We start from the raw sequence: 15,209 nt of genomic DNA, 5'->3' as shown, positions 1-15,209 counted from the left end.
CTCTCAGTACCCAAGACTCCGCAAGTTTCATGACAGCGAAGACGGAATGAATAGGGGAACTGTGAACCAGGACATTGTTTCGGACTGGTACAAGTCAAGTTACTCGGATTCCGGGGCCAACTGTGTGGAAACCGCGTCGATCAAGTCTGGTGCGCGGGCAGTCCGTGACTCGAAGGACCCAGGCGTCGGTCACCTCGTTGTCGACGCCTCCTCTTGGGCGGCCCTGACAGCCGCTTTGGGCTCATAGCGCACACCGGATGCCCCGTCATCTTCCCGAGCGAGGGTGGCGGGGCTTTCGCGAGCTCTGTGTTCAGTGAGGTTCGAACGATCCACGCGAGGCGTGCGCAGGATGTGATGCAGGTGATCGAGGTGCTGACCGCCAGGTTGCCCATGTCCAACTAGGGCAAGGTGCTTTGCATTTCGTCGCCCGTACCGATGCCCGGAATCACCTGCCACATGCTGACGGCGGCGGATATGTGCTTGAGGCTGTGTGCCCGATCGTCCAGTCAGCGGATCGGACGATCTTGGGCTACATGATCCACGTCTGACCGGGCACGCGGTTGCGACACCGATGATCAAGCGGCGAGGGCTGACAACTGCCGGCCGTGGGTAGGTTGCGAAGCGAGAGTCAGATGCGAGAGCGGTTGTCGGCAGCGTTCCAAGCAACTCGGAACGAAGGGATCGAAGGTGGCTCGGACCATCGCATGGCGCAAGTCCTCCCACAGCGGAGATCAAGGCGACTGTATCGAAGTGGCCGACGGCTTCCTGGGCATCGTTCCCGTCCGCGACAGTAAGGACCCGAGCGCCGGCTACTTGGTGATCGGCTCGGCAGCGTGGACGGTGCTCATCGGCGCGCTCCGAGGCTGACCCCACCCAGCGAACTGGGGGCGCGGTCAATCCTGTTCGGGAGAGGCGATGGAACTTCCTCAAAGTTCGTGGACTTGGCGCACATCGACCTACACCAACGCCGAAAGCAGCTGTGTTGAAGTAGCCCCGATCGGGAGTGCTGTTACCGCCGTGCGGGACAGCAAGGATCGGGCGCGAGGTTTCATAGTCATTCCTCCCATCTCGTGGCGCGCACTCACAGACTCGGCGCGACACTGGCCTCGGACAAGTCAGTTCCGAGCGGTTCGGAACGAAGGGAGCGAAGAGTGACTCGGACCATGGCATGGCGTAAGTCCGCTCATAGCGGCGACCAAGGGAACTGCGTCGAGATTGTCGATGGCTATGCGGTTGTCCCGGTGCGAGACGGCAAGGATCCGGGCCTTGGGTATCTGACGTTCTCTCACGTGTCGTGGTCGTCCCTTACCGGCGCGCTGCGGCTCGACGTCTGAGCTTGGTGTCCTGTCGCAGTGCAACTGGCGGATTCCCACTCGTTCTCATCCGAATTGCCGGGATTCTCGGCTGACCGCCGAACCGAGGTTCGTTCGTCGAACCTCCACCGGCCCGGTCCCATCAGCACCTTGGGCCGCACATGGAACATCTGGGCAGGGGATACGGTGACGACGTGACGGAGACGCTGCCCGGTGATGTGGCCTTCGTGCTGGAGGCCCTCCTCGGCGAGGAGGATCCCGTTCACGTCGCACTTCGCCGGCAGGTGCCGCACATTCGTGTGCGAGAACGCTGCACGTGTGGTTGCGGCACCGCATACTTCGATCTCGACACGGAAGCGGTGGAGCCGGCGCCGTCTGGGCCGAGCACCGTGGTGGCGGCCGAGGCCCTGATCTTTACGGAGGATGGAGAGTGTCCCGGCGAGGTCCTGGTCTTCGCGCAGGGTGGCTACCTGTCGTGGCTGGAGGTCTGTTCTTGGAGCGACGACATCGAGGTAACGCTGGCCACCGCTCAACGGTCGCTGCGCCCTTGATACCCGCCCTTCATTGGGGGCTGGTTCCGCTTCTGACCCGAGGCAGTCGGCACGCGACCCACCCGGGATTCCGCAAAACCCGGATGCGCCCTGGTGGGCTTTCCCGGATCGACGCCGGATGTCGTGCTGCTGGAGAACCTCGGCGGAGCTTCCTACGTTGAAGGAGACGGTGCGGCACCCTTCACCGGTGGGTTCGAGCGCATCCGCGCGGCGGCCCTGCCGGTGGAGGACTCGATTGCACTCGTCGGAGGCCGACCTCCCATGAACCGGCGTGTCAGACGGCGAGTGCGTGGCGCTGGGGGACCAACTGGTCGCTTCCGTCGGACAGTTGCCGGTTGCTCGGCCCGGACGTCACTGGCCCGTCGGCGCACAGCATCGGCCGCCTTGGCGCGAGCCGAGCGTGGCTCAAGTTCTCCTCCCGGCGGACCAGGACCTCGGGGCGTGGGGTGTTCGGTCACGCCGGCTGCGGTTTCGGGGTCGGCCGCTACCGTGCTATCCCGCGTTGCTTGGCGAGAGTCGCTGCGTAATCCGGTCGAAGAGTTCCGACAGCGGTTCGCCGATGTCCCGGCCGAACTCGGTCAGTCCGTAGGTGACCTGGGGTGGCGTCGTCGGCTCGACCTCTCGCCAGACCAGGCCGTCCTGGACCAGCGCGCGCAGGGTCTGGGCGAGCATCTTCTCGCTGATGCCCCGGATGCTCTCGCGCAGCTCGAAGAACCGAAGGTCCTTGTTCCGCAAGGAGATCAACACCCAGACGCCCCACCTGCTGGTCACATGGTCGACCACGTCGCGCGCGGGGCAGTCGGTGTGAAACACCTCATACGGCTCCGCTGCCTCGGCCCGTGTGTGCTGCGCGCTTCCCGTCACGTGATGAGCTTACCCCGAGGTATGTCCTTACCAAGAGTTAGCCCGGCTCCTACCGTCAAGGCCACATAGAACATCTGACAAGGAGCAGCACATGATCGTGGTAACCGGGGCTACCGGAAATGTGGGCCGGCCGTTGACCCAGGCACTGGCCGAGGCGGGCCGGAAGGTGACGGCGGTGTCGCGCCACGCGGCGGCGGTGCCGGACGGCGTCCGCCACGTGGTGGCCGACCTGGCCGAGCCGGTCTCCCTCGAACCCGCGCTGACCGGGGCGGATGCGCTTTTCCTGCTGCTGTCCGGCGATCTGCACGCCGCCGGAGCCAACCCGGCCGACATCATCGGCCAGGCTGCGGCGTGTGGGGTCCGCCGGGTCGTCCTGCTCTCCACACTGGGCGTGGCGACCAGGCCCTTCGGCGCGACGCGGATCGCGATGCGCGCCCTGGAGGACGTGCTGCGGGAGTCCGGCCTGGAGTGGGCCATCCTGCGGCCGGGCGGCTTCGCCTCCAACGCTCTGTGGTGGGCCGAGTCCATCCGGGCGGAGCAGGTCGTCGCCGCTCCCTTCGGCGATGTCGGGGTGCCGATCATCGACCCGGCGGACATCGCCGAGGTCGCGGCGGCCTGCCTGCTGGACGACCGGCACACCGGCAGCGTGTACGAGCTGACCGGCCCGGCGGTGATCACGCCGCGCGGGCAGGCGCAGGCCATCGCCGCCGCGCTGGGCTCGCCGGTGCGGTTCCACGAGCTCACCCGCGACGAGGCCAAGGCCGGCATGGCCCGGAGCATGCCGGCCGAACTCGCCGACGACACCCTGGACATCCTCGGTGCCCCGAACCCGGCCGAACTGCGCGTCAGCCCGGACGTCCAGCGGGTCCTCGGCCGCGCCCCGCGCTCGTTCGCGGACTGGGCCGCCCGCAATATCGCCGCGTTCCGCTGAACCTGGTCAGCGCCGCCGGAACCGCTCGGCGTGCTCGGCGATCCCACTGATGGGCCGGTCGTAGCGGACGGACTGCGGTACCGGCCGCAAGGTCGCACGGAATCCCCGATCCGTTCGGCAACGTGATCGGCATCGACGGCTTCCGCCCTCCACCGAAGGGGGTCCCCGCGCCTCCGCCCCGCCATCTTCCCCAGCGAGGGTGGCGGGGCTTCTCCGACCCCGTTTTGGGCGTATGCCACGATCAGGCGCCGACGGCTCGCACGAGGTCGGTCACGCCCACGGTTCGGGATTCGACCCTCGGCCTCCCGAGTCCGCGCCTCCACCCGGTCGTGAGTCTCTCGGACGGCGGCTTCGATCCTGAGTCGAAGGCTCTTTGCCCACGTGAGGACGACCAGGGCCATGTCCCATGCGGGCGTGGCTTCGATCTCCTCGCCAGGCGGCACCGCTCGGCGATCCCGCGAGCTCATTCGGGCCGATTCTTCGTTGTGGGCCCGGGTGGCGGATGATCGGGTTCGTTGGGTTCGACGCCGTCGTGACGTCGAGGCCGGTTCATCGAACACCTGCTCGTCACCATCGAATCGGGAGCTTCGCGTGACCGAACGTCCGTATGTCCTGCTCTCCTTCGCCGCGTCCTTGGACGGATACATAGACGATGCGACCGACCGGCGGCTGTTGTTGTCGAACGACGAGGACTTCGCCCGGGTCGACGAGGTCCGTGCCGGGTGTGACGCGATCCTGGTGGGGGCGACGACCATTCGCCGGGACAATCCGCGGTTGCTCGTTCGCTCGGCCGCGCACCGTGAGGCGCGCGTGGCGCGTGGGCTGACGGAGAGCCCGATCAAGGTGATGTTGTCGAGTACGGGCGATCTCGACCCCGGCGCGGCGTTCTTCACCGCCGGTGACGTGGACAAGGTGGTCTACTGCTCCGGCGAGGGCGTCGAGAAGGCGCGTGACCGGGTCGGCGCGATTGCCGCCGTCGTGGACGCGGGATCGCCGCTGTCCTTGGAAACGGTCCTGGCGGATCTGCATGGGCGTGGGGTGCGCCGGCTGATGGTGGAGGGTGGCGGCCATGTCCACACCCTGTTCCTCCAGGCCGGGTTGGTCGACGAGATCCACGCGGTGTTCGCGCCGTTCTTCGTGGGGGACGCGACGGCGCCACGCTTCGTGAACCCCGGCGTGTTTCCGCATGACGCGGGCCATCGCATGCACCTGGCCGAGACCCGGCAGATCGGTGACTGCGTGTTGCTGCGCTACCTGACGGGAGGCGCCCCCGATGCCTGAAACCGTGCCGGCAGACGAGCGGTGGTTGCGATACACGGTCGAGCTGTCGCGGAACTGCCCTCCGTCGACATCCGCGTTCTCGGTTGGTGCGGTCGTGGTCGGCGCGGATGGCAGTGTGCTCGCGGACGGATACTCGCGCGAAGGCGACCCGCTCGACCATGCCGAGGAGGCGGCGCTGACCAAGCTGGGAGAGCAGGATCCCCGGTTGCGGTCCGCGACGATGTACAGCTCGCTGGAGCCGTGCAGCGTCCGCGCGTCGCGCCCGCGCAGTTGCACCGAGTTGATCCTGCGGGCGGGCATCCCCAGGGTGGTGTTCGCGTGGCGCGAGCCGTCGCTGTTCGTGGACTGCGAGGGCGCCGAACTGCTGCGCGCCGCAGGGGTGGAGGTGGTCGAGATGCCCGCGCTCGCCGGACTGGTGCGCGCGGTGAATGCCCATCTGCTCGCCGGCTCCTGAGGACGACGTGTTCAACGGCATCCGCACCATCATGATCTTCGCTGAAGACCCCGAGAAGTCGGCCCGCTGGTGGGGAGGTGTGCTCGACGCCGAGGTTCATCTCGACGTCGACGGCAGCTCCGTGTACGCGTGGCTGGACGTGGCCGGTGTCGAGTTCGGCTTCCACCCGCTGGACGAGAAGCGCAACCGGCGCGGCGGCAGCCCGGTGCCGTACTGGTCGGTCGACGACGTCGATGCCGTACGCCGGTGTCTGCCGGATGCCGGATGTACGCACCACCGAGGCCCCCTCGATGTCGGCGACGGCACCGGCCGCAAGGTCGCACAGATCACCGATCCATTCGGCAACGTGATCGGCATCGACGGATTCTGACCTCCACGGAAGGGGTCGCGCGCCACTGGCCGCCCACCCGGCTCACGCCGACCACACCCACACGGGTGAGCTCCGACTCCGTGCGAGGGCCACCGGCACCACCGGAAGCCCTCGGCGCACGACACCTGGCTCAGGCAGTCTCGGAGCCCGCCGCGTAGCGTGGAGGGGGAGGAGATGAGGGTCATGACCGGACAGGTATTGACCGAGGTCGGTGCGGTCGTCGCGGCCGAGCGGGAGGGCGACCTCGTCGCGGCCTATCGCGAGCTTGTCGCCCTTCCGCTGCCCGATGGGCTGCTGCGCACCGAGTTGCTGGGCGGACAGGACGGGCACTGGCGTATTCAGACGTTGTGGCGGGACCGCGCTGCCCTGGACGCCATGCGCGCGTCCCCGGAGGGCCCGGCAGCGCCCCGGCTCTTTCGTGAAGTCGGCGCCGACCCCGTGCTCGCGTTGTTCGACGTCAAGGTCCACCACCTCACGTTCGGTGAACCGAGCTGAATCCTTGACCGACCGACCGACCGACCGACGCCGCCGGACGGACGCAGCCGCGGCCTTCGCGCGCTCGAAGCGCGAGGTCGCTCGGCCGATCGCTCCTCATCTTTCCTTCGGTGCCCGCCCGGCGGCTGCGCTCTGTTCAGGCCCGGACGAGAGCCAGGACGTCGTCCCGTAGCGCGTCGACGGCCGCTTGGTCACGGGCCTCGACGTTGAGTCGTAGGAGTGGTTCGGTGTTGGAGGGGCGGAGGTTGAACCAGCGGCCGGCGCCCAGGTCCACGGTCAATCCGTCGAGGCGGTCCGTGGTGACGCCGTCGAATCGGCGGTAGGCCGACTCGACTTCGTCGAGCTTGGCGGGGATGTCGCCGACCACGGTGTTGATCTCGCCCGAGGTGGCGTATCGGGAGTATGCGGCAAGGAGTTCGGACAGCGGCCGGTCCTGCTCTCCCAGCGCGGCAAGCACGTGCAGGGCGGTCAGCATGCCCGTGTCCGCGCGCCAGAAGTCGCGGAAGTAGTAGTGGCCGGAGTGTTCGCCACCGAAGACCGCGTCGTGCGCGGCCATCTCGGCCTTCATGTACGAGTGGCCGACGCGCGAGCGGATCGGGGTGCCGCCGTGCTCGCGGATGATCTCGGCCGCGGCGGCGGAGGTGATCACGTTGTGTACGACCGCCGAGCCCGGCCGGCGGGCCAACTCGCGTGCGGCGACCAGGCCGACGATCGCGGAGGGCGGTACGGCGTTGCCGCGCTCGTCGACGAAGAAGCACCGGTCGGCGTCGCCGTCGAAGGCCAGGCCGATGTCGGCGCCGCTCGCGCGTACCTTCGCCTGGAGGTCGAGGAGGTTCTTGGGCTCCAGCGGGTTGGCCTCGTGATTGGGGAAGGTGCCGTCCAGTTCGAAGAACAGCGGCACCAGGTCGACGGGCAGGTCGGCGAAGACCGCCGGCACGGTGTGTCCGGCCATGCCGTTCCCAGCGTCCACGACTGCCTTGAGCCGTCGGCTCGCGGTGAGGTCGACGAGGGAGTTGAGGTGGTCGGCGTAGTCGGCGAGCAGGTCGCGGGTCGTGGTGGTGCCCGGCTCGGCGGCGGTGGCGGGGATGTCGTCGGCCGCCAACCAGGCCCGGATCTCGCCCAGTCCGGTGTCCTCGCCCACGGGCGCGGCACCGGCCCGGCAGAGCTTGATGCCGTTGTCCCTGGCGGGGTTGTGGCTGGCGGTGATCATCACGCCGGGGATGTCCAGGCTGCCGCTGGCGAAGTACAGGTAGTCGGTGGAGCCGAGCCCGGCGTCGACGACGTCGGCCCCGGCCCGGTTGGCGCCGGCCGCGAACGCCTGGGCGAGGTCGGGGGAGGTCGCGCGCATGTCGCGGGCGATGACGATTCGCCTCGCGCCGGTGAGTCGGACGAACAGGGCTCCGACCTTGCCGGCGATGTCGGTGTCGAGCTGGACGGGTACCTCGCCACGGATGTCGTACGCCTTGACCAGTCGCGAATAGTCGGGCATGGAGCCTTCCTTCCGGGAGTTGGGCTCGTCGAACGAGACACTACCGACGGTGGTCATTCGAACACAGCTGCCGGGCGGCCGTCATCGGGTCCTGTGCGGAGGCCGGAGCGCCGACACCGGGGTTGAGGCTCGTCGTCGCGGGGACCGTAAACGACCCGTTCGACCTGTAGCGTGGGGGCGGGCCGAGATCCTGGAGGAGATATACACCCCGAGTACCTTGCCCTGATCGAGGAGTTGCGCAGGTCCGCCCCGTCGAACGTCAAGATTGAAATCTCCGGCGACACCGTGATCATGCAGAGGCCCCCGTCCGCCATCCACGAGCGGAACCTCTCCGTCGTCCGACGCCAGTTCGAGGCGCATGCACCGGTCGGCTATCTGCCCACGGGGAATATGGACCTGAGCTCTCCCCAGGTGGCGAAGCTCCGAAATCCCGACCTCACCTACCTCCCGGAAGACGCCCTGGTCACCACGGAGAACCAGGTCCCTGCCGAGCTCGCGCTGATCGCCGTCGAGATCGTCTCGCCCTCGAACCCCGAGAACGACTGGGTGGGGAAGCTCCGCGATTACCCACTCATGCAGATCCCGCTCTATCTGCTGGTGGACGCCGCCCGGAAGAGCGTCACGCTCTTCCGCGAGCCTGAAGCGGGTCGATATCGGATGCGAGAAGACGCCGACTTCGGGGAAGAAGTCCATATCCCCGAGCCTTTCGGGTTCGTCCTCGACACGTCGGTGCTGCTGCCCTATTGAGTCGACGGGTCATCGGGCGGGGCCCGGGACTCCACGTATGGCGAAGGAAGGCGACGAATGATGGAGCTCGGCACCATGGCCGATCTGACGGCCAACCTCACTCCGGAGCAGCGCGCGCGGATCGACGCGATCAAGGCGGAAATGGTCGCCGCCGAACGCCAGGACCGGGCCGCCCGGCGTGCCCGGCATATGCGGGCCGCCCGGTCCTGGGACTACGAGGGGTGGCAGCGCCTTCACGACGCCGAGAAGCGGGGCGAAGGGTGAGCCGATAACTGGGCTCAGCCCGCCGAGTCCTTGGTGAGCCGGGTCGAGGTCGGGACCTCGTCCACCTCCACCTCGATGCGGACGGCTTCCTCCCTGGGCGCACTGCCGTTGGGCTCCGGCTTTGTGGCGGCCAGGAGTTGGCGGGCGATGCCCAGACCCGTGCCGCCCATGGTGAGGGCCTTCGCGAAGAGGTCGCTCATGCCGTCGCCGCCGTTGAGCAGGACCATGTGGTCGATGTTGCCGAAGGCTTCGGCGCCCGCCCGGACGATCTCCGGCCAGTTTTCGGCGAGTTGCTGGGCGACGACCGCTTCCTGGTTTTCGGCGAGGGCTGCGGCTCGGGCTGCGATGGCTGCCGCTTCGGCCAGGCCCTTTGCCTTGGCCGCCTCCGCCTCGGCCTTCCCGGTGGCGAGTGTGGCCTCCGCGGCGGCCAGGCCGCGGACCTTGACCGCCTCCGCCTCGGCGATCGCGGCCAGTTCCGTCTCGCGTGCATTCGCCTCGGCCGCCGAGATGCGGGCGTCCCGTTCGGCCTGGGCCCGGGTGCGGGTCTCGTACGCCCGCGCGTCGGCCGGCTTGCGTACGTCGGCCTGGAGCTGCTGCTCGCGCCGCATGGCCTCCAACTCGGCCACCCGGGTCTCCTGGACCACCACCTCCTGCTTGGCGGCGGCGTCGGCCAGCGGTCCCGCCTGCCGGGAGCGCGCCGTCGCCTCGTCCCGCTCGGCCTGGTAGCCCGCCTGCTGGATCTCGCTGTCCCGAGTCGCCTGCGCCATCCGCGCCTTGGCGTCCTGTTCGGCCTCGGTGGCCTTGCGGGTGGCCAGTGCCTCGGCGATCCGCGCGTCCCGGATCACCGCCGCGGTGTGCGGCGCGGACATGTTCTTGATGTAGCCCGTCGGGTCGTCGATCTCCTGGATCTGCAGGCTGTCCACGATCAGCCCGAGCTTCTCCATGTCCGACCCGGACGCCGCCCGCACATGCGCGGTGAGCTTCTCCCGGTCCCGGATCATGTCCTCGACGGTCAACCCGCCGACGATCGAACGCAGATGGCCGGCCAGCACCTTGCGCACCCGCGATTCCATCTGCTTCTGCTGGTCCAGGAACCGCCGCGCGGCGTTGGCGATCGAGACGTAGTCGTCGCCGATCTTGAAGATGACCACGCTCTGCACCCGCAGCGGGATGCCCTGGGTGGTCACGCATTCAACGCTCAGCTCTGCCTCGTTCAGGTCGAGCGAGAGCTTGCGGACGGCCTGTACGAACGGCAGTACCAGCGTGCCGCGACCGGTGACGATGCGAAATCCCATGCCCTCGCCCAGCCCCTCGGTGTGGTGCCGGGAGCCGGAGATGACGAGCGCCTCGTTGGGTTCGGCGACACGCCACATGAGTTTGAAGACCACGATCAGGATCACCAACAGGCCGAGCACGACGAGCACGGTAGTGAGCACCTGCATCCCCCCTGTTTGCCTGATTCGGAGTGTCCTCGCCGGGCGGCCGGGCGCCAAGAGGGAGCTCCCCAGGGGAAATGGGGGAAAGGCAGCGGAAGTTGCGGCCGGTTCGGCGCGGGACGCGCCGATCAGCCGAAGGCGGCGGCCACGTAGACCGTGCGCGGCGGCAGGTAGTCCACGATCACCACCAACGCGCCCACCCCGTGCTCCTCGCCGGGCAGCGCCGAGTACGCGAGGAACGCCTCCACACCACCGCGCACCTCGATCATGACCTCGCCCACCAGCCCGGGACCGATTCCCCCGGTGACCTTCCCGCGTTTGCCGACCATGTCGCCCATTGTGGTGCCTCACCCGGCTCCCACGGCGCCGACCGACCGCCGACCGACCGCCGACCGACCGCCGGCCGACCCCGACGTGATCCGGCTCTCCCGCCCCCGGCCAACGGGGAGCGGAAGAGCCGGCGTCGGTCGTCAGCCCAGGAGTGTGGTGCCCTCGTCCGATGCCTCGCGCAGGCGCGAGCGCAGGAACGGCAGGATGCCCCGGTGTGTGACCGCCCGACGCCACTCCTCGCGAGCCAGGTACACCTCGACCTCGCCGGTCGGCCGGGCGCGATTGCGCGCGGCGACCGCCAACATCGCGAGTCCCCCGATCGCCGCCGCGCCCAGGGAGATGGCGACGGCCGCGATCGCGGCGAGTTGCATCGTGTCCTGCATGCTCGGGTCGTTCATGGTGAGCGGCAGCAGGACGTAGCCGACGATCAGGAACACGATCGCCGAGATGCCCGCCACGATCACCGCCATCGCGGTGGCCAGGGCGAACCAGCCGAAGCTTTCCCCGGCTTCGATCATCGACGCGCCGAAGTCCGCTCGGATCCCCGTTTCGAAACGCTGCTCTGTACGTTCGTAGCGGTCGTATTCGTCGCGCGCCGCTTCGGCGATCGACGGTGTCGCGTCCAACGTGGCCGTCCGCAGTTGTTCGACGTTCAGGTTGGGTACTGCCGCCAGTGCGGAGCGGGTTTCCTCCAGGTGCAGTGCGTCGTCGACGAACTGCTCGTACTGACGGCGGTGCTCGTCACTTCCAAACCAGTGTTGCATCGGATCCCCCGAATGAGGCCGCGCGGGCGTTTCCCGCGTCCGCCGGGCCCGTCAGGGGACCCGTGCAAGCTGTCGGTGGATCAACGACCCGCAAAAGCGCACCTGACGGTGTCGAGGCGGATACCTATTGATGATAGGGTGCACCTCCGCCTTTTGGGCAGGGAGTTCCCTACGACTCGGGTTCTTCGTCGGGGCCGGCGCCGAGGGCGCCCAGGTCGTATTCGCGACCCTGCGTCTCCTCCAACGAGACGACGGAGGCGCCCGGTTCGGGCGTGTTCAGCGGCAGGCGCGCGACCAGACACGGGCCGCCCAGATAGATGCCGCCGTCCAGGTTGACCGCTTGCCCGTCCGCGTACACGCGCGGCCCGACGATCGTCGACGGGTCCTCGCCGGTCTGGTACGGAATGGGCGTATGGCCGTGCACGACCTGCCGCCCGCCCAACTCGCCGAGCAGGTCGGCCGCCGCGTACGGGCCGACCTCGCCCATGAACGCGCCGCGTCGGGTCAGGTTGCGGAACAGGTCCCACCAGGCCAGCGGGTCCGGTTCGCGCAGTATGTCGGCGACCGTGCCGTCCACCTCTTCGATGGTGTCGCCGTATTCGAGGTAGGCGTTGCTGTCCGAGTGGATCAGCAGATGCCCGTCCACGACCGCGGCGACCGGCTGCGCGGCCAGCCACCCGGCCTGTTCGTCGGTGAAGCGGTCCAGGTCGGACTGCATGCCGCCGTTGCGCAGCCAGATCTCCCGGAAGGTGGTCGAGCCGCCGGCCACCGGCACCGGGTGGTCGCCGAAGCGGTACACGCCGAGCAGCAGGATCTCGTGGTTGCCGAGCAACATCCGGGTGCTGCCGCCCGCCTCGGCCGACTCGCGGGCCAGCGCCATCGCCAACTCGACCACCCCGATCCCGTCCGGGCCGCGGTCGGTGAAGTCGCCCAGGAACCACAACCGGGCCCGGCCGCCGCTCCAGTGCGCGTCCGCGTCGATCAGATCCCGGGCCCGCAGGGCGGCCTTGAGCTCCTCCAGATGACCGTGGACGTCGCCGACCACGTACAGCGGGGCGTCCTGCTCCGCTGCGGCGCCCATCGGGGCCGGTGTAGCCGAGACGTTGCTCACCAGAAGGGTCCTTTCTTCACGTCCGCACCACCGCCGTACGGCGATGCCGACACCCGTTGTGAACCAAGACGCACAGCAGCCGGGTTCGGCTGCGGCTCACCCGGTCCGATTCGGATGATTCCTGGACCGTATCTCTCGTGCGGGCACGGTGGAACGGACCACGCTCAATTGTGCGTGGACCCGCGCCGCTTCGGTCCGGCGGCCCCACTCGCCCAAACACGGCCCACACCCAGCCCACACCGAGCCCACTCGGAAGGGACGAAGGGGACCGCAGGCTTCAGCCGCGCGTGGACGAGGCCCGGACCGACAACCGGGTGGGCACCGTACGCTGCGCGGGCAACAGCGGCCCGGAGCCGGCGTCCTCGATCACCCCGACGAGCAGTTCCACCGCCCACGCGCCGGCCAGCGCCGGTTGCAGGCTCAGCGAGGTCACCGACGGATCGGCCCCCTCGCCGCAGCAGGCCAGGAGCAGATCCTCGGGCACCCGCAAGGCCCGCGCCCGGGCCGCCTCCAGCAACTCCGCCGCGCATCCCTCGTGCAGCCCGAACACCGCGTCGGGCGCCCGGTCGAGCAACCGCGCGGCGGCGGCCCGCCCCGCTCCCGGGGTGCGCGCCTCGTACTCCTCGGTGATCGCCGGCACACCCCGGTCCGCGCACCACGCCCGATAGCCCGCGACGCCCTTGTCCGCGCCCGGCCCGTCCGCCGCGGCCAGCAGCCCGATCCGCCCGGCGCCGGACTCGGCGAGGTGGTCGAGCACCGAACGCACGGCGGCCACATGGTCGTTGTCCACCCAGCCGTAGACCGGCGTCGAGCCCGGATGCCCGCCGCTGACCACCGGCACCCCCCGGCTCAGCAGCTCGTGCACGAGCGGATCGTCGTCCACCGGATCGACCACGATCGTGCCGTCGAGCGCCACGTTGCCCCACACGTCGTGCGGCGAGGACGCGGGCAGCACGACCAGCGCGTAGCCCAGGTCCAGGGCGGTCGCGGTGGCCGAGCGCACGAGCTCGGCGAACCACGCGAACTCGGTCAGCGCGAACGGCTCGGTCGAGCGCATGGTCGTGGTCAGCCCGAGCAGTCCCGACCGCCCGGTACGCAGCGTGCGTGCCGCGGCGGAGGGGCGGTAGCCGAGCCGGTCCGCGACCTCGCGCACATGCAGCCGGGTCGTGTCGGGCAGTCGGCCCTTGCCGTTGAGCGCGTCGGAGACGGTCGTGATCGACACCCCGGCAGCCGCTGCGACGTCCCGGATGCCCACCCGGATCCGCCGCCCCACACGCGGTACATCTGGCGCTGTCATCGTCCCGACAGTAGGCCGAATGCGCCGCCCTGGTCGGGTTCATGTCATTGCTTTACGAAGAAACGTATCGTCCCATACCTGCCCCTGAAGGTTGGCCGAAGGAACGGACACCTCCCGGTAATCCCGCCGCCGTCCGAGGGCCCATAGAGTGAGACGACCGGGACGTGCGCCCAGGCACCCCGACCAGTATCCGAGGAGGACGGGCGTGACCCAGCACAACGCCCCAGGCACCGACGCCGCAGGCACCGACGCGGCCGGCATCCCCAAGTTCCGGGCCGTTTTGGCCGAGATGCCGATCTACAAGGCGGGTCGACCGCCGGCGGTCGCCGAGGGCATGCCGGCGTACAAGCTCTCGTCCAACGAGAACCCGTACCCGCCACTGCCCAGCGTGCACAAGGTGGTGGCCGACGCCGTCGGCGAGATAAACCGCTACCCGGACCCGACCAACGCCGAGCTGGCCCAGGTGCTCGGCGAGCGCTTCGGGGTGCCCGCGTCGCACATCGTGGCCGGCACCGGATCGGTGTCGGTGGCCCAGCAGTTGGTCATCGCCACCGCAGGCGAGGGCGACGAGGTCGTCTTCGCGTGGCGTTCGTTCGAGGCATACCCGCTGATGGTCCTGCTGGCCGGGGCCAAGCCGGTGCCGGTCCCGCTGCTCGCCGACGAGAGCCACGACCTGGACGCGATGGCCGCCGCGATCACCGACCGCACCCGGCTGATCTTCGTCTGCAACCCGAACAACCCGACCGGCACGGTGATCCACCGCGCCGAGCTGGAACGTTTCCTGGACCGGGTGCCGCGCGACGTACTGGTGGTGCTGGACGAGGCCTACCGCGAGTTCATCCGCGACGAGCGGGTCCCGGACGGCGTGGACATCTACCGCGACCGGCCCAACGTGGTGGTGCTGCGTACCTTCTCCAAGGCGTACGGTCTGGCCGGCCTGCGGGTGGGCTTCGCGATCGCGCACGAGGCGGTGGCCGACGAGCTGCGCAAGGCGGGGATGCCGTTCGCGGTCAACCGGCTCGCCCAGGTCGCCGCGATCGCCTCGATCGGCGCCGAGGACGAACTCCTGGAGCGGGTCGAGGCGTTGGTCGGCGAGCGGACCCGGGTGCTGGAGACGCTGATCACCCAGGGCTGGACGATCTTCGACTCGCAGGCCAACTTCGTCTGGCTGCGACTGGGCGAGCGGACCGGCGAGTTCGCCGCGATGTGCGAGGCGGCCGGGGTGACGGTGCGGCCGTTCGGCGACGAGGGGTGCCGGATCACCATCGGCGAGACCGAGGCGAACACGATCTTCCTGGAGCAGGCCGCGCAGTTTATTCAGAGGTAGCCGACCCGGAAGCAGCCGATTCGGAAGCAGCGGATCGGGAAGCAGCCGATTCGGAAGCAGCGGATCGGGAAGCAGCCGACCCGGAAGCAGCCGATCCTCGGCGTTTGCGGCCGTTCCGGTCCGTTCGAACCACTTCGAGCCCTCTCGGGCACCCCCCTCAAGGGGTGCCGGGGAGGGCTCGCTAG

General features: G+C 69.1%; 20 protein-coding genes. 13 read left to right on the top strand and 7 right to left on the bottom strand.

What is annotated here, in order from left to right; genetic code table 11:
- Positions 1 to 46 precede the first annotated feature (46 nt).
- From ABIA38_RS03990 to ABIA38_RS03970, 5 genes are all read left to right on the top strand, one after another.
- Positions 47 to 247 carry a DUF397 domain-containing protein gene (locus ABIA38_RS03990; protein ID WP_424636976.1) on the top strand — a complete coding sequence of 67 codons (201 nt, stop codon included), beginning with the start codon at positions 47 to 49 and terminating at the stop codon, positions 245 to 247.
- Between the two features lie 440 nt (positions 248 to 687).
- Positions 688 to 867 (top strand): DUF397 domain-containing protein, encoded by a 180-nt coding sequence (locus tag ABIA38_RS03985; RefSeq protein WP_424636975.1) that lies wholly within the window; start codon positions 688 to 690, stop codon positions 865 to 867.
- 48 nt (positions 868 to 915) lie between these two features.
- A complete protein-coding gene (locus tag ABIA38_RS03980) occupies positions 916 to 1,155 on the top strand; it encodes a DUF397 domain-containing protein (RefSeq protein ID WP_424636974.1) in 240 nt (79 codons plus the stop codon).
- Positions 1,156 to 1,163: 8 nt separating this feature from the next.
- Positions 1,164 to 1,334, top strand: a complete 171-nt coding sequence (locus ABIA38_RS03975; protein ID WP_424636973.1) for a DUF397 domain-containing protein — start codon at positions 1,164 to 1,166, stop codon at positions 1,332 to 1,334.
- Between the two features lie 173 nt (positions 1,335 to 1,507).
- Entirely contained in the window at positions 1,508 to 1,864 is a 357-nt protein-coding gene (locus tag ABIA38_RS03970; RefSeq protein WP_424636972.1) for a hypothetical protein, read from the top strand.
- 492 nt (positions 1,865 to 2,356) lie between these two features.
- Here the strand turns inward: ABIA38_RS03970 and ABIA38_RS03965 are convergent, their stop codons facing one another.
- Positions 2,357 to 2,728, bottom strand: a complete 372-nt coding sequence (locus ABIA38_RS03965) for a winged helix-turn-helix transcriptional regulator (RefSeq protein WP_424636971.1) — start codon at positions 2,726 to 2,728, stop codon at positions 2,357 to 2,359.
- Positions 2,729 to 2,819: 91 nt separating this feature from the next.
- On the opposite strand from ABIA38_RS03965, the gene ABIA38_RS03960 reads away from it, so the two are divergent.
- The 5 genes from ABIA38_RS03960 (at position 2,820) to ABIA38_RS03940 (ending at position 6,259) form a co-directional block, all read left to right on the top strand.
- Positions 2,820 to 3,659 (top strand): SDR family oxidoreductase, encoded by an 840-nt coding sequence (locus ABIA38_RS03960; protein WP_424636970.1) that lies wholly within the window; start codon positions 2,820 to 2,822, stop codon positions 3,657 to 3,659.
- A 591-nt stretch (positions 3,660 to 4,250) separates the two neighbouring features.
- Positions 4,251 to 4,940 (top strand): RibD family protein, encoded by a 690-nt coding sequence (locus ABIA38_RS03955; RefSeq protein ID WP_424636969.1) that lies wholly within the window; start codon positions 4,251 to 4,253, stop codon positions 4,938 to 4,940.
- Positions 4,933 to 5,394 carry a deaminase gene (locus ABIA38_RS03950; protein ID WP_424636968.1) on the top strand — a complete coding sequence of 154 codons (462 nt, stop codon included), beginning with the start codon at positions 4,933 to 4,935 and terminating at the stop codon, positions 5,392 to 5,394. Before ABIA38_RS03955 ends, ABIA38_RS03950 begins: the two co-directional genes overlap by 8 nt.
- Positions 5,369 to 5,764 carry a VOC family protein gene (locus ABIA38_RS03945; protein WP_424636967.1) on the top strand — a complete coding sequence of 132 codons (396 nt, stop codon included), beginning with the start codon at positions 5,369 to 5,371 and terminating at the stop codon, positions 5,762 to 5,764. The genes ABIA38_RS03950 and ABIA38_RS03945 overlap by 26 nt, the downstream gene beginning before the upstream one ends.
- Positions 5,765 to 5,947: 183 nt before the next feature.
- Positions 5,948 to 6,259 (top strand): antibiotic biosynthesis monooxygenase family protein, encoded by a 312-nt coding sequence (locus ABIA38_RS03940; RefSeq protein ID WP_424636966.1) that lies wholly within the window; start codon positions 5,948 to 5,950, stop codon positions 6,257 to 6,259.
- 136 nt (positions 6,260 to 6,395) lie between these two features.
- Here the strand turns inward: ABIA38_RS03940 and ABIA38_RS03935 are convergent, their stop codons facing one another.
- A complete protein-coding gene (locus tag ABIA38_RS03935) occupies positions 6,396 to 7,748 on the bottom strand; it encodes a phosphomannomutase/phosphoglucomutase (protein ID WP_424636965.1) in 1,353 nt (450 codons plus the stop codon).
- A 171-nt stretch (positions 7,749 to 7,919) separates the two neighbouring features.
- Between ABIA38_RS03935 and ABIA38_RS03930 the strand changes: the two genes are divergently transcribed.
- On the top strand, positions 7,920 to 8,495 hold the full coding sequence (locus ABIA38_RS03930) for a Uma2 family endonuclease (protein ID WP_424636964.1): 576 nt from the start codon (positions 7,920 to 7,922) through the stop codon (positions 8,493 to 8,495).
- A gap of 57 nt (positions 8,496 to 8,552) precedes the next feature.
- On the top strand, positions 8,553 to 8,759 hold the full coding sequence (locus ABIA38_RS03925; protein ID WP_424636963.1) for a hypothetical protein: 207 nt from the start codon (positions 8,553 to 8,555) through the stop codon (positions 8,757 to 8,759).
- Between the two features lie 14 nt (positions 8,760 to 8,773).
- Here the strand turns inward: ABIA38_RS03925 and ABIA38_RS03920 are convergent, their stop codons facing one another.
- From ABIA38_RS03920 to ABIA38_RS03900, 5 genes are all read right to left on the bottom strand, one after another.
- The gene (locus ABIA38_RS03920; protein ID WP_424636962.1) at positions 8,774 to 10,201 is read right to left on the bottom strand and encodes a flotillin family protein; all 1,428 of its coding nucleotides are present in this window, start codon (positions 10,199 to 10,201) and stop codon (positions 8,774 to 8,776) included.
- A gap of 122 nt (positions 10,202 to 10,323) precedes the next feature.
- Positions 10,324 to 10,533, bottom strand: a complete 210-nt coding sequence (locus tag ABIA38_RS03915; RefSeq protein WP_424636961.1) for a hypothetical protein — start codon at positions 10,531 to 10,533, stop codon at positions 10,324 to 10,326.
- Between the two features lie 132 nt (positions 10,534 to 10,665).
- Positions 10,666 to 11,289: a hypothetical protein gene (locus tag ABIA38_RS03910; protein WP_424636960.1), complete on the bottom strand. Its 624-nt coding sequence runs from the start codon at positions 11,287 to 11,289 to the stop codon at positions 10,666 to 10,668.
- 169 nt (positions 11,290 to 11,458) lie between these two features.
- Positions 11,459 to 12,400, bottom strand: a complete 942-nt coding sequence (locus tag ABIA38_RS03905; RefSeq protein ID WP_424636959.1) for a metallophosphoesterase family protein — start codon at positions 12,398 to 12,400, stop codon at positions 11,459 to 11,461.
- 277 nt (positions 12,401 to 12,677) lie between these two features.
- Complete coding sequence (locus ABIA38_RS03900) at positions 12,678 to 13,697, bottom strand: LacI family DNA-binding transcriptional regulator (RefSeq protein ID WP_424636958.1); 1,020 nt, start codon at positions 13,695 to 13,697, stop codon at positions 12,678 to 12,680.
- 205 nt (positions 13,698 to 13,902) lie between these two features.
- Here ABIA38_RS03900 and hisC point away from each other — a divergent pair, with 205 nt between their 5' ends.
- The gene (hisC, locus tag ABIA38_RS03895; protein WP_424636957.1) at positions 13,903 to 15,024 is read left to right on the top strand and encodes a histidinol-phosphate transaminase; all 1,122 of its coding nucleotides are present in this window, start codon (positions 13,903 to 13,905) and stop codon (positions 15,022 to 15,024) included.
- Positions 15,025 to 15,209: the final 185 nt, after the last annotated feature.

Origin of the sequence: Embleya sp. AB8, assembly GCF_049739465.1 — a bacterium.
In the GTDB taxonomy this organism is placed as follows: Bacteria; Actinomycetota; Actinomycetes; order Streptomycetales; family Streptomycetaceae; genus Embleya.
The sequence above is the reverse complement of the archived record's forward strand: the minus strand, read 5'-3'. Positions and strand labels throughout refer to the sequence as shown.

Bases quoted from the DNA above. Each gene is read 5' to 3' on its own strand.
- ABIA38_RS03990 (WP_424636976.1), top strand. From the start codon at position 47: ATGAATAGGGGAACTGTGAACCAGGACATTGTTTCGGACTGGTACAAG.
- ABIA38_RS03980 (WP_424636974.1), top strand. From the start codon at position 916: ATGGAACTTCCTCAAAGTTCGTGGACTTGGCGCACATCGACCTACACC.
- ABIA38_RS03975 (WP_424636973.1), top strand. From the start codon at position 1,164: ATGGCATGGCGTAAGTCCGCTCATAGCGGCGACCAAGGGAACTGCGTC.
- ABIA38_RS03960 (WP_424636970.1), top strand. From the start codon at position 2,820: ATGATCGTGGTAACCGGGGCTACCGGAAATGTGGGCCGGCCGTTGACC.
- ABIA38_RS03950 (WP_424636968.1), top strand. From the start codon at position 4,933: ATGCCTGAAACCGTGCCGGCAGACGAGCGGTGGTTGCGATACACGGTC.
- ABIA38_RS03945 (WP_424636967.1), top strand. From the start codon at position 5,369: ATGCCCATCTGCTCGCCGGCTCCTGAGGACGACGTGTTCAACGGCATC.
- ABIA38_RS03940 (WP_424636966.1), top strand. From the start codon at position 5,948: ATGACCGGACAGGTATTGACCGAGGTCGGTGCGGTCGTCGCGGCCGAG.
- ABIA38_RS03935 (WP_424636965.1), bottom strand. From the start codon at position 7,748: ATGCCCGACTATTCGCGACTGGTCAAGGCGTACGACATCCGTGGCGAG.
- ABIA38_RS03925 (WP_424636963.1), top strand. From the start codon at position 8,553: ATGATGGAGCTCGGCACCATGGCCGATCTGACGGCCAACCTCACTCCG.
- ABIA38_RS03920 (WP_424636962.1), bottom strand. From the start codon at position 10,201: ATGCAGGTGCTCACTACCGTGCTCGTCGTGCTCGGCCTGTTGGTGATC.
- ABIA38_RS03915 (WP_424636961.1), bottom strand. From the start codon at position 10,533: ATGGGCGACATGGTCGGCAAACGCGGGAAGGTCACCGGGGGAATCGGT.
- ABIA38_RS03910 (WP_424636960.1), bottom strand. From the start codon at position 11,289: ATGCAACACTGGTTTGGAAGTGACGAGCACCGCCGTCAGTACGAGCAG.
- ABIA38_RS03900 (WP_424636958.1), bottom strand. From the start codon at position 13,697: ATGACAGCGCCAGATGTACCGCGTGTGGGGCGGCGGATCCGGGTGGGC.